Genomic DNA, 14,508 nt, shown 5'->3' on the forward strand with positions numbered 1-14,508 from the left:
AATTCAAAAGCTAAGATACTTTGCCAGGGTTAAATTGACGTAAATTAACCACAGCCATTGAATTCTAAATTGATTTCTAATTGGCTACTATCTAAACGTAAATGGGTTCCATTCTGACCAATGCCTAACCAATGATTGCCTGCATCTCTGGCCCCAAAATCTCTAAGTAAAAAATAAGTAGAAATTTTTATAGGGAATTTTATTGGCAAATTTATGACTCGAGTCAAAATAGGAACTTTAGTAGTCTTGGGACTATTGTTTTGCTTAACGGTGGTGCTATACGTGCAGTTAACGACTGCACCCATAGTGTCCCCACCAGCCCCATCCATGTCCCCCCAAGCCACCCTACTCACCGATCCATTTTTACAAGCACCCACCGAATCATCGGTCAGGGTGGTGTGGTTTACCGAGTTTGAAGGGAGTGACCACCAGGTGGTGATTTATGGCCCAGCCCAGCAAACGGTGGAGGCGACGACCACCCAACTCAGCCGCACCCGCGAAGATGCCGAGTCCCACACCCACACCCCCTACGACCAGGTGACCCAGCGCCCCATTTGGCGACATGAAGCTGAAATCAGCGGTCTCCGCCCCGGTTTGCAAATACCCTATGCTGTCGTCAGCACCCCACCCCAGGGCATTCCCATTCGCAGCGACCAGTTTACCTTGGGACCCACCCCGCCTCCGGGCCAACCGCTGCAGATCCTCCTCACCTCCGATCATCAGCTGATGCCCATGACCGCCGTTAACCTGCAAAAGGTGCAGGAAACCATTGGCCAGGTTGACGGAGTATTTCTGGCTGGGGACCTGGTGAATATTCCAGACCGGGCCTCGGAATGGTTTGACGATGCTCGAGGGGGGGCCTTTTTCCCTTGTTTGCAAGGGCGAGGCAGCTATACATTAGAGAAAGATGGGACCCGTACCCTATATAAAGGTGGTCAACTGATCCAGTCCGCTCCCCTATTCACCGCCCTAGGTAACCATGAGGTGATGGGTCGCCATAGCACCACCGCCGGGTTAAACGATCAGTTTAATGATCCCGTTCCCTGGTCTGCCGCCAAAACTCTATATGACCAGCATAAAACGGTTTTTAACCCGAGCAACAGCCCAGAAGTAGAGGGCCGCTGGCTCAAAAATCAATCCTTCAATATAGATACCTACAACGAGATTTTCTCCCTGCCCAAAGCCCCTCGCGACAATGGCGATATCCAGGGCAGCGATACTCAGCGTTACTATGCCACCACCTTTGGGGATGTACGGCTGGTGTCCCTCTATGTCACCCAAATTTGGCGCATGTTCACCGTAGATGGGGAAACTAGGGGGCGCTACCAGGAACGGGGGGTAGATCTGGACAAGCCTCAAAACTGGGGCCACGGTAATTTTATTTTTGAAAGTATTGAGCCCGGTAGCCCACAGTATAAGTGGCTCAAAACCGAACTGGCCAGTGACGAATTTCAGCAGGCTAAGTACAAAATTGTCATGCTGCACCATCCACCCCACACCCTGGGCGGAAATGTAGTGCCCGCGTTCACCACCCCCGTGCCCCAATACGATCAGGATGAAGACGGCAATCTCATGGGTATTCGCTACGAATATCCCCAGGCAGAAGACCATATCATCAAGCATTTAATCCCCCTGTTGGAGGCAGCGGGCACCCAGCTGGTGTTTTATGGCCATTCCCACATTTGGAATCGGTTCGAGTCCGACAGCGGCCTGCAGTTTTTAGAGTCTTCTAACGTGGGTAACAGCTACGGTGCCCACAATGCCGATAATCCCAGAATCGTCCCCGAAGACAGCCGGTATAAAGAAACCTACGCAGCTATCGGCGACCCCAATGGTCTAACCCCCGTCATGCCCACCCTCAAACCCATCCTAGATGAGGCCGGTCAACCGATGCCCTACATCGCCAGTAACGACATTACCGCTTTTAGCATTTTAGATACGGGCACCGGCACCATCAGTAGCTATTACTTTGATACGCGCCAGCCTGAGTCCCAGGCGGTGAAATTTGATGCGTTTACCATAGGACAATCATGACATTACCGTTTGACCGGGAAGCTACCCAACGCCGGGTAGATACCTTCTGGAAACTGTCTGCTAGTTTTGGCATGGAGCGCAATGCCTACCACAACTATCTCAACGAACTGGTGAGCGATCGCTACGCCCTGATCAGGGGTCTCCAAATTCTGCGAGATGAGCTACAGTTGGCGGCGGATAGTCAGTCGGATATCAATGCCTGCGGGGCGGACATGACTCTACCCAGCGTGGTTACCACCCTGGCCTACACCAACTGTGGCGATCGCATCCACCAGGGGGAGGCCACCAAGCGCTATCGGGATGTTGTGGCCTCCCGCTTTGCCACCCTGTCAGAAATTGGTGAGCTGAAGCTAGAGGCGTTTTTCCCGGCGGGTGGGGGCACGGACAATGGGGCCACCTTGGCCCATGTGACCGTGGCCCATGAGCTGGACGAACATCTCAAGCAGCGGGTGTATGCGGGCAATCCCCAGTCCATCTCCCTGGTGGCCATTGACCTGAAAACCCACGTGGGCCGGTTTCGGGATGGGGACCAACAGGTGTATGGCAAAACCAGAGAATCCCCCTGGCGGGAACCGCGCGATGCCTGCGGTGCCATTGTGGGGGCGTTGAAGAATTACAATCAGCATAATCTCATCCACCGCCGCATCCGGGATGATTTACGGGAGCGTAATTTTCAGTATTTGGCCAATAATAAAATTTTTACCGATGATGGGGTGGACATCACCATGGCGATCGCCTCTGCCATCGTCGCCATTCGGGGGATTCGCAATACGGCCATGGCGTTGACCCAGGAGATGGATGAGCGAGGGGTGGGCCACCTAACCGCCAGCATGACGGTGAATCGACCTTCGCGGGATGATCTGGTGGTTTATCTGGCCCGGGCAACGGTGTTTAACGGCACAGTGAAGATTCAGGGGATGGGGACAGAGGCGGAGAAGTATGGTGGCAGGCTGGTGGAATATGCCAAGGAGAAACGGCTACAGCTGCGGTATTGGGATTGGGATAGTGAGAATCTGCCGGTGGAGGAAATTCCCTATAAGGTGAGGAATTCGGGTCTGTAGGGTTTCCTCCTTGCTAAAGGTGCTGATCCAGCACTTGTCTTGGGCCAGCTTGATCTGATTGAAGCTAGTCGTTGCTCAAGCTTCAACAAGCTTCAATCAGATCAAGGAGAGGCAGCGTCTGCCCGCCAGAGAATTGTCTTCTATACGACTTGACATTTCAACTAGAATTGAAATAATGGCCATGGCATCTCGAGAGAGCAACCACCTATGGTCAGACTTGCAATTAACGGCTTTGGTAGAATCGGGCGACTCGTGCTCCGGGCGGCTTGGCCCCAGTTGGACATAGTCCACATTAATGAAATTTCCGGCGGGGCCACCGCCGCCGCCCACCTACTCAAGTTTGACTCTGTCCATGGTCGCTGGGGACCAGAGGTGGAGGCGGCCAGTGACGACCGTATCCTGATTGATGACAAGTCCGTTGGTTTTAGCCACCATGCCACCCCCGGAGCAGTGCCCTGGGATGAGCTTGCCATAGACATCGTTCTGGAATGCTCCGGCGAGTTTCGGACGCCAGAACTATTGCAGCCCTACTTTGACCGGGGGGTGAAAAAGGTGATTGTGGCTGCCCCGGTTAAGCAAGGGGCGCTGAACATTGTCTATGGCATTAATGACCACCTCTACGATCCAGCAGAGCACCACCTGCTCACAGCCGCATCCTGCACCACCAACTGCCTTGCCCCCGTGGTTAAGGTGATCCAAGAAGGCTTGGGGATCGAGCATGGGGTGATCACCACCATCCATGACCAAACCAACACCCAGACCATCGTCGATAAGCCCCATGCGGATCTACGCCGAGCCAGGGCCACTGGACTATCCCTCATTCCCACCACCACCGGATCAGCCACGGCGATCAGTCTGATCTACCCCGAGCTGAAGGGCAAGCTCAATGGCCTGGCTGTCCGGGTGCCGCTGCTCAATGCATCCTTAACAGACTGCGTGTTTGAGGTTTCCCGACCCACCACCGTGGAGGAGGTGAATCAGTTGTTTAAGACCGCCGCTGCTGGGGACCTGAAGGGCCTGCTGGGCTACGAGGAGCGACCTTTGGTGTCCATTGACTATAAGGATGATCCGCGGTCTGCCGTGATTGATGCCCTGTCCACCATGGTGGTGGATGGCACCCTGGTGAAGGTGTTGGCCTGGTATGACAATGAGTGGGGCTATTCCTGCCGGATGGCGGAGTTGGCCCAAAAGGTGGCTAATTCCATCGCCTAGTTTTACCCTCTTGTTTTGTTGTTGTTCTCTTTTCTTGCCCTAGCCATTCACCCCAGGGGCCAGAATTATCACTCCAGATTTACCACCATGGATTCTGTTACCAAGCTTGATCGGACGGGAATTCGCAACTACGCCATTGTGACAGCCGCCTACTGGGGGTTTACGGTGACCGATGGGGCCTTGCGCATGTTGGTGCTGCTCTATTTCCACACCCTCGGCTATACCCCTTTGGAAGTGGCCATGCTGTTTCTGTTCTATGAAATCTTTGGCATTGTCACCAATTTGTTGGGCGGTTGGATCGGTTCTCGCTTTGGCGTCAAGCTCACCCTTTATGGCGGTATTACTCTGCAAATTGTGGCGCTGCTGCTGCTCACGCCCGTGAATGATACTTGGGCCATGGCCCTCGCGGTGCCCTATGTGATGGTCGCCCAGGCAATTTCAGGGATGGCGAAGGATTTGACCAAGATGAGTTCTAAAAGTGCCATTCGTCTGGTGATTCCCCAAAATGCCCAATCTGCCTTGTTTAAGTGGGTGGCGATTCTGACTGGGTCTAAAAATGCCCTCAAGGGGGTGGGCTTTTTTTTAGGCAGTCTGTTGCTGGGGGTGTTTGGCTATGTCCATGCGTTGCTGATTATGGTGGTGGCCCTATTGCTGGTGCTTGGGTCGGGGCGATGGCTGCCGTCGGGTCTGGGTAAGGTCAAGGCCAAGGTTAAGTTCCGACAGCTCTTTTCTAAAAGTCGGGAAATTAACATTCTCTCGGCCGCTCGATTTTTTCTGTTTGGGGCGCGAGATATTTGGTTTGTGGTGGGGTTACCGGTATTTCTCTACGGGGGTCTGAATTGGTCCTTTCAGCAGGTGGGGGGCTTTTTAGCGCTTTGGGTAATGGGCTATGGGTTGGTGCAATCTCTGGCCCCCACCCTATTACGGCGGTTTGGTTCTGGGCGTCCGCCCCAGGCCCGCACAATTCGATTTTGGACGGGGGCGTTAACGCTAATTCCGGCGGCTATGGCCCTAGCCCTCCAGGGGGGCAGTCCAGCGGGGCCGACCATCGTGATCGGCCTGATGGTGTTTGGCATTGTGTTTGCGTTTAATTCATCGGTGCATTCTTACTTGGTGCTGGCCTATACCGAGGATGATAAGGTGGCCTTGAATGTGGGCTTTTACTATATGGCCAATTCGGGGGGACGGCTGGCCGGAACCGTGCTTTCCGGTCTGATGTATCAGCTTTATGGGCTGGTGGGTTGTTTGTGGGGGTCCACCTTGTTTGTTCTGCTGGCAGCGCTGATTACGTTGAAACTGCCTAATCCAAAGCCCGCGCAGTAGTTAGGCATTATTCAAGGCCAATTCCACCAAGTTTGGTACCTGTTGGATCTGTTGATCGCTCACCATTAAATTTGTCACTGCCCTGATGGTGTTTGGCCCTACGGCTAAAATGTAAACCCCCTTGAGCCTTAGCCGCTCCACCAGAACCTGGGCGGGCAAGGACCTGGTTTGAAACATCACAATGTTGGTTTCCACTGTTTTGGGCTCGATCATGATGCCTGGAATGGCCTGGAGCCCTTGGGCCAAGGTGCGGGCATTGATGTGATCTGCCTCTAAATAGGCGCTGTGGTGCTTGAGGGCATAGATGGCACCGGCGGCCATCATGCCTGCCTGGCGCATGCCGCCGCCAAACATTTTGCGGAATCGTCGGGCCCGCTGGATAAATTCTTTAGACCCGGCTAGGGCGGACCCTACTGGCGCGCCCAGTCCTTTTGAAAAGCAAACGCTGACTGAGTCAAACGGTTCCACGTAGTCGGCTGCAGAAATGTTTTGGGCGATGCAGGCGTTCCACAGGCGGGCCCCGTCGAGATGCAGCTGCAGCCCATGGTGCTGACACACTTTTGCAATGGCCTTAATTTCTGGAAGGGGATAGATTTTGCCACCGCCCCGGTTGTGGGTATTTTCGAGACAGACCAGCTTAGTGCGGGGAAAGTGAACATCGGTGGGGCGTAATACCTGCTCTAACTCGGTGGCGGTAAAAACACCGCGATCGCCTTGGATCAACCGACACGTTACCCCCGATAGGGCCGCTGGAGCACCGCCTTCGTAGTAGTAAATGTGGGCCTGGGATTCTAAAATAACTTCGTCCCCTGGCTCAGTGTGGGCCCTCAGGGCGATCTGGTTAGTCATGGTGCCAGAGGGCATAAACACTGCCTCGTCTTTGCCCAGTAAACTAGCGACGTATCGTTCTAGCTGATTTACGGTCGGGTCATCCCCTAGCACATCGTCCCCTACCTCAGCGGTGGCAATGGCTTCCCTCATGGCCTGGGTGGGCTGGGTAATGGTGTCGCTTCTTAGGTCAATGGGCATAGGTCAATGGTCATGGGGCGATGGCCGTGGGTTTTAGTTTGGCAGCTGTCTACAACCGGCAGGTCTCTGCTGGCTGACAGCGCTGGTTACGTTGGGCAATTATAGTTGCTAGGTCAGGTCGACCGGTGAGTTTTAACCGCCAGTTGGCCCAGATTTCGTACAATTTATCCACTACCGGGCCAAGGATTGGCCACTGGGTAGGGGCATACATCCAGCCGATGCCCAGGACTGTATAAACCTGACGAAAGACTTGAACATTTTCGATAACGGTGCCGTCTGGCAAAATGGCATGGATGCGGGCCATTGCCGCCTCAAAGGAAATGTTGCCATGGGCCGCTGGGTCATAGTCGTCTGCGGCAATGTCTGTAAAGGCTACTAAGCCTCGACCGTTGTCTTTTTTTTGTAAAAAATTTACTTCCCGCAAGCACAAGGGACAGGCACCGTCATAGAGCAGATTAATTTTCCAGTGGGTCATGGAGCTGAAAGCTATAGAGAACGGCTATATGGGTGGCGTAAATTGGCTGAAGGCTGGCAGCAAATTGCTGGGCCCCCCTCTTGCAGTTTAGAGCGTTTTTTCAAATTCTGCTGGTGACCTCACTAGGCCAAGAACTGGTTGAGGTCGGGCTGTCTGTCGCCTAGTGGAGTAGATATTGTTTGCTAGGTGCTCGTGGCCGATGCCCCCTAGGGTTCTCCTCGTTTTAGTCCCTTTAATGTGCGTCGTAAATTTGGCACATTAGCAATTAGATAATCGACTCGTTTACGCCAGTCCTGGAACATTTCTTGGCGAGCGTTGGGAAATAGGTCAAATAATTGGTGGGCCGTTGCTAAATCTTCTATTTGGGTGGCGCGATGGGCAGCAATGGCAGCATAGGTATTCAAAATGTTTTCTAGCAGGGGGCGATAGTTTGCAGGACAATTGCGACGAATAGGTTCTGGCTCTAATAGCATGGGCCAGGGGGGAGGTACGCGCTGCCACACACATAGGTCTGAGGCTTCGGTGTGGTACCACATGAGGGGACGCAGGTCTCGGTAAATGGGATAGTTGAGGATGACCTGCAGCCATAGATACATGTCTTCTCCGTAGGTGCAACGGTCTTTGGTATAAAAGCCACCAAAGCGATTGATAATATTGCGATCGCACACAATCGCCCCAGAGTGGAGCACATCCAAATTTGGCTTATGCTGTTCCCGAGGCAGCCCTGTGGACAAACGCCATCGACCAGAGGTGAGACCTAAAGCCCTCAGGGTTTCACCCCAATCCGTCCGGGTTTCACCCCGGTATTGCCCGGTTAAACATAGGGCACAGTCGGTCTGCTGTTTGAGGTGCCGTAGTGTTACAGCTAAAAAATTGGGCAACCATTCATCATCCGCATCCAAAAAGGCAACATAGTCTCCTGTTGCCAGCTCTAATCCTTTGTTGCGAGCAGCTCCAGGCCCCTGGTTTGCCTGCCTTACCAGACGAATGCGGGTATCCTCCATGCCGCTGACAATGGCCCCACCCCCATCTGTCGACCCATCATCCACCACCACCACTTCCAAATCTGCCATCGTCTGGGCCAAAATAGACTCCACAGTGCGGCCGACAAATGGTGCCTTGTTGTATAGAGGAACAATGACGCTGATACAGGTCATAAGTAATGACAGATGCTTCGAAAGGTACCTATGGGAACATTGTATCAAGCCTGGGCAGGCGATTGTCAGCTACGATTTACTGAGTCACAACCGTCCAATAATAGCCATCTGGAGCAATAAACGAAAAACTACGCTTGCCAAACTCATTAGTCACCATGTCGGTAATTTGTTGGGCTGAGCTAGATTTGATCCGCTGCCAATACTCCTCTAGCTCTTGTACCCGATAGGTATACAACGACATCCCCAACACTCCTGGCCGAGACAGTTCTGAAAAATCAGGCAACACCAACGCCTCAGGAAATCGGACGATGTATAAGCGCCCAGATCTAGCCGCTTGCCAATCTGTTTTTGATGAGCGGGGGTCATCAAAAGCTGTTACCCAAAATTGTTCTCCAGGTTGCAGATCAAAGATCTGTCGCCCACCCCGGGCGGTTTCATAGGTACTCTCCAGGGCATCCTGCACCCGCAGTAGCCCCAACACTTCATCATAAAATCGCAGGGTTTCCTGGCTGTCATCTTGCACCACCAGGCCCATGTGGGTCACCTGACTCGCCTGGAATGGAGACTTTTCATGGGGCTGACCGTAGTCCGGCACCGTATAGTTAAATCGCTCAAACATGACCTGTCGTGTCAAGGGCTGCAACAGTAACATTTCTCTCACCCCCACCAACGGATCTAAAAAAGGACGTCCCTGGGCCGTAGGATAAATCACGGTCCATTGGGGTGGCCCATAGCGAATGGGAAAACCATTGGCTTCTGCTTCCGCCGCATGGTTCCACAGATTAGTCACATCCAGGGTTAAGCTGGTAGCCCAACGATTTCCCCGGGCTTTCATGGAGACCATGCCCAACCCCTGATTGAGGGGACTATCCCACACCATGAGCCGAATTAGGCCATGGTCCGCTGTCTGATGGTGTAGTCGGATGGACTGGAGAGATGATGCTACTCCATAAAGCTGCTCAGCATCCGTGGCGGACAGTTCACCCGTTTCTCCTACGGTGTAGCCAAATTGTTGCCAATACTGAATCAGGGGTTGGGCATCCCTAACGCCAATACAGACTTCATAGATACCTTGAATGGAGTGGGATGTGGTTTGGGACATTGCCTGTATTGAGGTATCTAAAGGTAGCTAATAGGTCGCTAAAATCTGACGACAACTTTACCGCAGTTTTGACCGCTGAGGAGATAATTGACCGCGGTTGGGATGGCCTCAATGCCATGGAAATCAGTGGGATCAACGGCCACTTTAATTGCCCCTTGCTGAAATAGGGCCAGAAGTCGATCGCAGGCGGCCGGGACTGCTTCCGCATAGTGGGGCAATAAAAATCCTCGTACTGAAGCTGCTTTCCAAAAGAGTTTTTCATATATCCGGGGTCGGGAAACAACTTCCAATGCTTGGCCATATTCAGAGATAAACCCTACAATAACAAACCGTCCCCCCACGGCTAAATGGTCTATTCCGGTATCAAACATCTGTTTTCCAACACAGTCAAACACTAGGTCGATGCCCTCGGGATATTCTTTGGCTAGTACATCATGGACGGATTCTTGATGGTAGTTGATGGTGCGATCGCATCCCAACCCCTCTAACAATTGCCCCTTAGCCTCGGACCCACAAGTCCCAATCACATGGTTACCCGCTAATTTGGCCAGTTGTACCGCAATGTGACCAATCCCCCCAGCCGCTGCCGTAATCAGGATGGTTTCTCCGCTCCCCATTTCGCCCACCCGTTCTAAACCCACCAGGGCCGAGATCCCGGTGGGCATCAGTGTCAGAATCTCGGGGATAGCCTCAGGTATCTGAATCGCCAGAGCGGCATCAATTACCTGATATTCGCGATAGCCCCCACCTCTGACGGTGGTCGCCACCGCATCACCGACGGTAAACCGGGTTACCCCAGCCCCCATGGCGACCACCTCACCCACCGCTTCCACCCCCAGGTCAAAGGGGGGCTGCAAATTCACATAGGGGACTTCTCCCCGGCAAAGCAGCGTATCAAACCCGGCATTGACCCCAGCAAACCGATTGCGAATCAGTACCTGGTGAGTCTCTGGCTGCGGTATATCCTCCTCCACAATGTCAATGGCTGATGGGAAATCATGGCTGCACTGTCGGGCCACTAGTTTGCGATACCGTTTGGTTGCCATGGGTTATCCCCCAATTTGAAAGATGACACCCAGGTACTCTCGATATCCACAGATTTTGTCACCGGCGACATCAAAGGAAATCGCCGCCTGGTTTTCATAGGGATGGCCCAACATCAGACCCTCAGAACGTACTTCAAACAGCACCGTATTCCCACTGTTAAAGGTTCGCTCTAAGGTTAACGTGAGTCCTTCGGGAAAAATTTTGGAAACAGTGGCAAAAAAGGCTTCAGCCCGAGCTTTGCCAGAATTAAGCCCTTTGAAGGGACCGGCTGGAAACCAGAAGGTAAAATCATCACTCAGGTAGGCTAAAAACCTGGACCAATCGCCCGTAGCTAGGCCGTGGGAAAAGTCTTGGAAGGCGGCTTGTGCTACATGGAGAGTTTCAGAGCTGGCGGATGTCATTAGGCCGTTACCTCATAACCTGACTGTGGCCAGGATATCAGGGCGTTAGGGTGCTATATCAGTGCTTGACGTAAAGGTTTATGACCATAGCCTTGAACTATGAGGAACTTTCAGCAGATGGTGTTGAGTTCTGGGTGGTTTGTGGTGGGTTGAGCTTACATTCTATGGCCACCTTGACGCTACATGCTATGGAGCTAGAGGCGATGTAGGGAATTTGGGCCTTGGTGTCTAAGCCAATGCCAAATTCGAGAACAACTTTTTCCACCTGGACTTCGGTGAGTGCTGCGTCGCGGATGTCTTTAATCAGATAGGTGGTATAGGCTTTGACCAGGGTGCCGACCCGTTGCGCCGGGGTGGGGGGAGCTGGTGGTTGAGTAGGAGACTGGCCAGGACTGGGAACGCCATGACGAGAGGGGTAACGCCAGACTTTTGGTGTAGGTCCATAGCCCTCTAGTTCTTCATCGCTATCAGAAGTTGGGGGAGCTGGAGCCGGGGCAGGGGGGGGCAGATCGTCTTCGAGGTCGTTTATAGGGGGGGCTGCTGGGGTTTCTATGGCCTGGATCAGTTCGCTGGTGTCGATGTCTTCGTTGGATTGGACATAGATGATGGTGTCATCATCGAGGCGGAAGGGTTGAACTTTGCCCATAGTGTGGTGTGGGGGATCGGGATAGGTGGACCAGGCCAAAGGGGCTGAATGCTATTTTGGCCTATGTTTAGTATTTCTGTAATTACCCTTTCAGGTACCCAAATATAATTTAATTTGAACTATATTGGGACATTGCTAATGCTGACGGGCGGCTCATGAATCTTGATGCTCTGGTGGTGGGGATTAATAATTATGAGCATTTGCCGGAAGATAGACAGCTTAGAGCCCCCGCTAATGATGCCGAGCTAATCGCCCAGCGTCTGGAGGCGGAGGGGGTTTGGCAGGTGACTCGGTTGCCAGAGGCGGGGACGAAGAGCGGTAAACGGCGGGTCAGCAGCCAGAAAATGCTGGCGGTGCAGGAATTAGAAGCGGCAATTGAAGATTTGTTTTATCCGGATACGCAGCGAAATAAGCCGGATGCGGCGCTGCTGTATTTTTCGGGTCATGGGTTACGCAAAGTAAATCGAAGACGGTCAGAAGGCTTTTTAGCAGCCAGTGATGTGCATCCAGAGGATGATCGCTGGGGAATTTCATTGAAGTGGCTGCAGGAGTTGTTGCAGGATAGTCCAGTTGCAGCGCAGGTGGTTTGGTTGGACTGTTGTCACAGTGGGGAATTGCTGAATTTTGAGGAGGGGAATCCGGGGGAGCAAGGGCGGGCTAGAGATCGCTGCTTTATTGCGGCATCTCAGGATCATAGGCTGGCCTATGAGGGCGGTGGCAAGGTGCCCTACAGCGATCTGACGCGGGTGCTGTGGCAGGGGCTGGATACTGCGGAGGGGGATGTGACCAGCTTTGACCTGCAGCGGTTTGTGGATGATGATTTTAGTCAGCAAACTCAGCGACAGCAGCGGCCTTTGTTTCAGACATCTGGTAACAGCATCTTGCTGGTGCCAGGGGCAAAAAAGCCACAGCAGGTAATTGCCCAGGTAATCCGAGAAGAGAATCCCTACCAGGGGTTAAATGCGTTTACGCAAAGGACGGCTGAGTTTTTCTTTGGTCGGGAAGCGGCGGCGCAGGAAATTTTGCAAAAGCTAAGCCAGTCGCCTTTTGTGCCGGTGATTGGGGTGTCGGGGAGTGGTAAATCGTCAGTGGTGCGGGCGGGGGTGATGGCTCGGTTAGGCACATCGGCCCGGTGGATGGTGCTGCCTGCGATCAAACCGGGGGATTCGCCCATTGACCCGGTGAATGAGATTAGTCGGGTGTTGATCCAGGCATGTGCCCAGGATAGTCAGAAGCCCCAGGTGGCAATGGCGATGGGTAATGGGAATCTGGCTGGAGCGGTGGATCTGTTGCCGGGGGACGAAAATCTTTTGCTGGTGGTAGATCAGTTTGAAGAGATTTTTACCGTGTGTCCGCCGGAGCAGGAGGCTGAACGGCAACGATTTTTGAAACTGCTTGTGGATCTATCGCAACAGCCGGACTCGCGGCTGCGGGTGGTGACTACGATGCGGGCGGACTTTTTTGAACAATGTTTGACCTATCGAGAGTTTGGCAAGGTAATTAAACGGCAGCAGGTGTTGCTGTTGCCCATGGATGATGATCAGCTGCAGGCGGCCATTGTGGAACCGGCAGCAGTGCAGGGCTATGGCTTTGAACCACGGCTGTTGGAGCTGATTTTAGAGGATGTGGCGACGGAGAGTAACTGTTTACCGCTGTTGCAGTTTGCCCTAACCCAGCTGTGGGAGCAGCGAGACCCAGAGCGCCATGTGCTAACAGAAGCGGCCTATCGCAATATGGGGCGGCTGATGGGAGCGCTGAATAGCCATGCAGAATCGATTTATGGGGGCACTATTGCCGATGTAAAACTGCGGCTACGGTCCGACGAGCAGCGAGGGTGGGCCAGACGGATTTGCTTAAAGTTGGTGCGCACGGGGATGGCCGCTAAAGATACCCGACAGCGGCAGCCGCTATCGTTGGTGTTGGGATTAGGACAGTCACCTGCAGAAGAACAAACGATTCGGGAGGTGATTAAGGTACTGGTGGACGGGCGACTTTTGGTGCAGGGGTCTGCTGTGGCCATGGCGGCGGAGACTGCGCTGGAACGTTCAACACCGGCCCAAGATAATAGCAAGCCGGACGATGTTTGGATTGACCTGGCCCATGAAGCGCTGCTGGAGGGCTGTGCCCGGTTTAGGCAATGGCGGCAGGAGAATCGGGATCTGCGGCGGCTGGTGCAGCGGGTGGAGGATGGTGAAAAAGAATGGCAACAGAAGGGTAAGCAGGAAGGGTATCTGTTGCAGGGGGGACTGCTGGCCGAGGTGCGGGAGCAATGGGAAATGCTAGAAGCTGAGCTGGGCCAGAGTACGCAGCGGTATTACCAGGAAAGCGAGCAGCGAGAACAGGACCAGGTAGCCTTTTTAGAGCGGGCGCTGACGGAGTCAAGGCTGCGGGAAGAGGCGATGCAAATTCTAAACTTGACCAGAGTACGGCCTCGCCCTGATACGGCTGTGCGGGCGATTCGAGCAGTGGGGGCTAGCAATCAAACGCTAGATGGACACATACTCACACCGGTGCAGAATAATCTACCGGCTGTGGTTAATCAAATCCATGAGTGTGGCTGTCTTCGGGGCCATTCGGATGCTGTTTTGTCGGTGGCCTTTAGCCCCGATGGCCAGACCGTGGTCAGTGGCAGTAATGACAAAACGATTCGACTGTGGGACTTGAACGGCACCCCCATCGGTGAGCCCTTCGAGGGCCATTCGGCTTCTGTTAGGTCGGTGGCCTTTAGCCCCGATGGCAAGACCGTGGTCAGTGGCAGTGATGACAACACGATTCGACTGTGGGACTTGAACGGCACCCCCATCGGTGAGCCCTTCGAGGGCCATTCGTCTTCTGTTTTGTCGGTGGCCTTTAGCCCCGATGGCAAGACCGTGGTCAGTGGCAGTTCTGACAACACGATTCGACTGTGGGACTTGAACGGCACCCCCATCGGTGAGCCCTTCGAGGGCCATTCGGCTTCTGTTAGGTCGGTGGCCTTTAGCCCCGATGGCAAGACCGTGGTCAGTGGCAGTGATGACAACA

13 protein-coding genes are annotated in these 14,508 nt (G+C 53.6%); 5 read left to right on the forward strand and 8 right to left on the reverse strand.

Annotated features, from left to right (window positions below; translation table 11 throughout):
• Positions 1–44: 44 nt before the first annotated feature.
• Positions 45–305, reverse strand: coding sequence for a hypothetical protein (locus VB741_RS09860; protein WP_323364997.1), 261 nt, complete (start codon positions 303–305; stop codon positions 45–47).
• Between the two features lie 22 nt (positions 306–327).
• Here VB741_RS09860 and VB741_RS09865 point away from each other — a divergent pair, with 22 nt between their 5' ends.
• The 4 genes from VB741_RS09865 to arsJ all read left to right on the forward strand — a co-directional run bounded on the left by VB741_RS09865 (position 328) and on the right by arsJ (position 5,630).
• Positions 328–2,034, forward strand: a complete 1,707-nt coding sequence (locus VB741_RS09865; RefSeq protein ID WP_323364998.1) for a metallophosphoesterase family protein — start codon at positions 328–330, stop codon at positions 2,032–2,034.
• Positions 2,031–3,095: a hypothetical protein gene (locus VB741_RS09870; protein ID WP_323364999.1), complete on the forward strand. Its 1,065-nt coding sequence runs from the start codon at positions 2,031–2,033 to the stop codon at positions 3,093–3,095. The genes VB741_RS09865 and VB741_RS09870 overlap by 4 nt, the downstream gene beginning before the upstream one ends.
• Positions 3,096–3,302: 207 nt before the next feature.
• Positions 3,303–4,307, forward strand: coding sequence for an ArsJ-associated glyceraldehyde-3-phosphate dehydrogenase (locus VB741_RS09875; RefSeq protein ID WP_323365000.1), 1,005 nt, complete (start codon positions 3,303–3,305; stop codon positions 4,305–4,307).
• 87 nt (positions 4,308–4,394) lie between these two features.
• On the forward strand, positions 4,395–5,630 hold the full coding sequence (arsJ, locus tag VB741_RS09880) for an organoarsenical effux MFS transporter ArsJ (protein WP_323365001.1): 1,236 nt from the start codon (positions 4,395–4,397) through the stop codon (positions 5,628–5,630).
• On the opposite strand, the gene ltaE is transcribed toward arsJ, so the two are convergent.
• From ltaE to VB741_RS09915, 7 genes are all read right to left on the reverse strand, one after another.
• Positions 5,631–6,659: a low-specificity L-threonine aldolase gene (gene ltaE / locus VB741_RS09885; protein WP_323365002.1), complete on the reverse strand. Its 1,029-nt coding sequence runs from the start codon at positions 6,657–6,659 to the stop codon at positions 5,631–5,633. It abuts the gene before it with no gap.
• A 49-nt stretch (positions 6,660–6,708) separates the two neighbouring features.
• Entirely contained in the window at positions 6,709–7,134 is a 426-nt protein-coding gene (locus VB741_RS09890) for a thiol-disulfide oxidoreductase DCC family protein (protein WP_323365003.1), read from the reverse strand.
• A 206-nt stretch (positions 7,135–7,340) separates the two neighbouring features.
• Positions 7,341–8,291, reverse strand: a complete 951-nt coding sequence (locus VB741_RS09895) for a glycosyltransferase family 2 protein (RefSeq protein WP_323365004.1) — start codon at positions 8,289–8,291, stop codon at positions 7,341–7,343.
• A gap of 76 nt (positions 8,292–8,367) precedes the next feature.
• Complete coding sequence (locus VB741_RS09900) at positions 8,368–9,393, reverse strand: VOC family protein (RefSeq protein WP_323365005.1); 1,026 nt, start codon at positions 9,391–9,393, stop codon at positions 8,368–8,370.
• Between the two features lie 38 nt (positions 9,394–9,431).
• Complete coding sequence (locus tag VB741_RS09905; protein ID WP_323365006.1) at positions 9,432–10,439, reverse strand: zinc-binding dehydrogenase; 1,008 nt, start codon at positions 10,437–10,439, stop codon at positions 9,432–9,434.
• Between the two features lie 3 nt (positions 10,440–10,442).
• The gene (locus VB741_RS09910) at positions 10,443–10,841 is read right to left on the reverse strand and encodes a nuclear transport factor 2 family protein (protein WP_323365007.1); all 399 of its coding nucleotides are present in this window, start codon (positions 10,839–10,841) and stop codon (positions 10,443–10,445) included.
• A gap of 97 nt (positions 10,842–10,938) precedes the next feature.
• Positions 10,939–11,487: a CU044_2847 family protein gene (locus VB741_RS09915; protein ID WP_323365008.1), complete on the reverse strand. Its 549-nt coding sequence runs from the start codon at positions 11,485–11,487 to the stop codon at positions 10,939–10,941.
• A 155-nt stretch (positions 11,488–11,642) separates the two neighbouring features.
• On the opposite strand from VB741_RS09915, the gene VB741_RS09920 reads away from it, so the two are divergent.
• A partial coding sequence (locus VB741_RS09920) for an nSTAND1 domain-containing NTPase (protein WP_323365009.1) occupies positions 11,643–14,508 on the forward strand: 2,866 nt, incomplete at its 3' end.

It is taken from the genome of Leptothoe sp. PORK10 BA2, assembly GCF_034932105.1.
Taxonomy (GTDB): domain Bacteria; phylum Cyanobacteriota; class Cyanobacteriia; order Phormidesmidales; family Phormidesmidaceae; genus Leptothoe.

Coding starts and splice junctions, on each gene's coding strand:
- VB741_RS09860 (WP_323364997.1), bottom strand. CDS start 305: ATGGGTGCAGTCGTTAACTGCACGTATAGCACCACCGTTAAGCAAAAC.
- VB741_RS09865 (WP_323364998.1), top strand. CDS start 328: ATGTCCCCCCAAGCCACCCTACTCACCGATCCATTTTTACAAGCACCC.
- VB741_RS09870 (WP_323364999.1), top strand. CDS start 2,031: ATGACATTACCGTTTGACCGGGAAGCTACCCAACGCCGGGTAGATACC.
- VB741_RS09875 (WP_323365000.1), top strand. CDS start 3,303: ATGGTCAGACTTGCAATTAACGGCTTTGGTAGAATCGGGCGACTCGTG.
- arsJ (WP_323365001.1), top strand. CDS start 4,395: ATGGATTCTGTTACCAAGCTTGATCGGACGGGAATTCGCAACTACGCC.
- ltaE (WP_323365002.1), bottom strand. CDS start 6,659: ATGCCCATTGACCTAAGAAGCGACACCATTACCCAGCCCACCCAGGCC.
- VB741_RS09890 (WP_323365003.1), bottom strand. CDS start 7,134: ATGACCCACTGGAAAATTAATCTGCTCTATGACGGTGCCTGTCCCTTG.
- VB741_RS09895 (WP_323365004.1), bottom strand. CDS start 8,291: ATGACCTGTATCAGCGTCATTGTTCCTCTATACAACAAGGCACCATTT.
- VB741_RS09900 (WP_323365005.1), bottom strand. CDS start 9,393: ATGTCCCAAACCACATCCCACTCCATTCAAGGTATCTATGAAGTCTGT.
- VB741_RS09905 (WP_323365006.1), bottom strand. CDS start 10,439: ATGGCAACCAAACGGTATCGCAAACTAGTGGCCCGACAGTGCAGCCAT.
- VB741_RS09910 (WP_323365007.1), bottom strand. CDS start 10,841: ATGACATCCGCCAGCTCTGAAACTCTCCATGTAGCACAAGCCGCCTTC.
- VB741_RS09915 (WP_323365008.1), bottom strand. CDS start 11,487: ATGGGCAAAGTTCAACCCTTCCGCCTCGATGATGACACCATCATCTAT.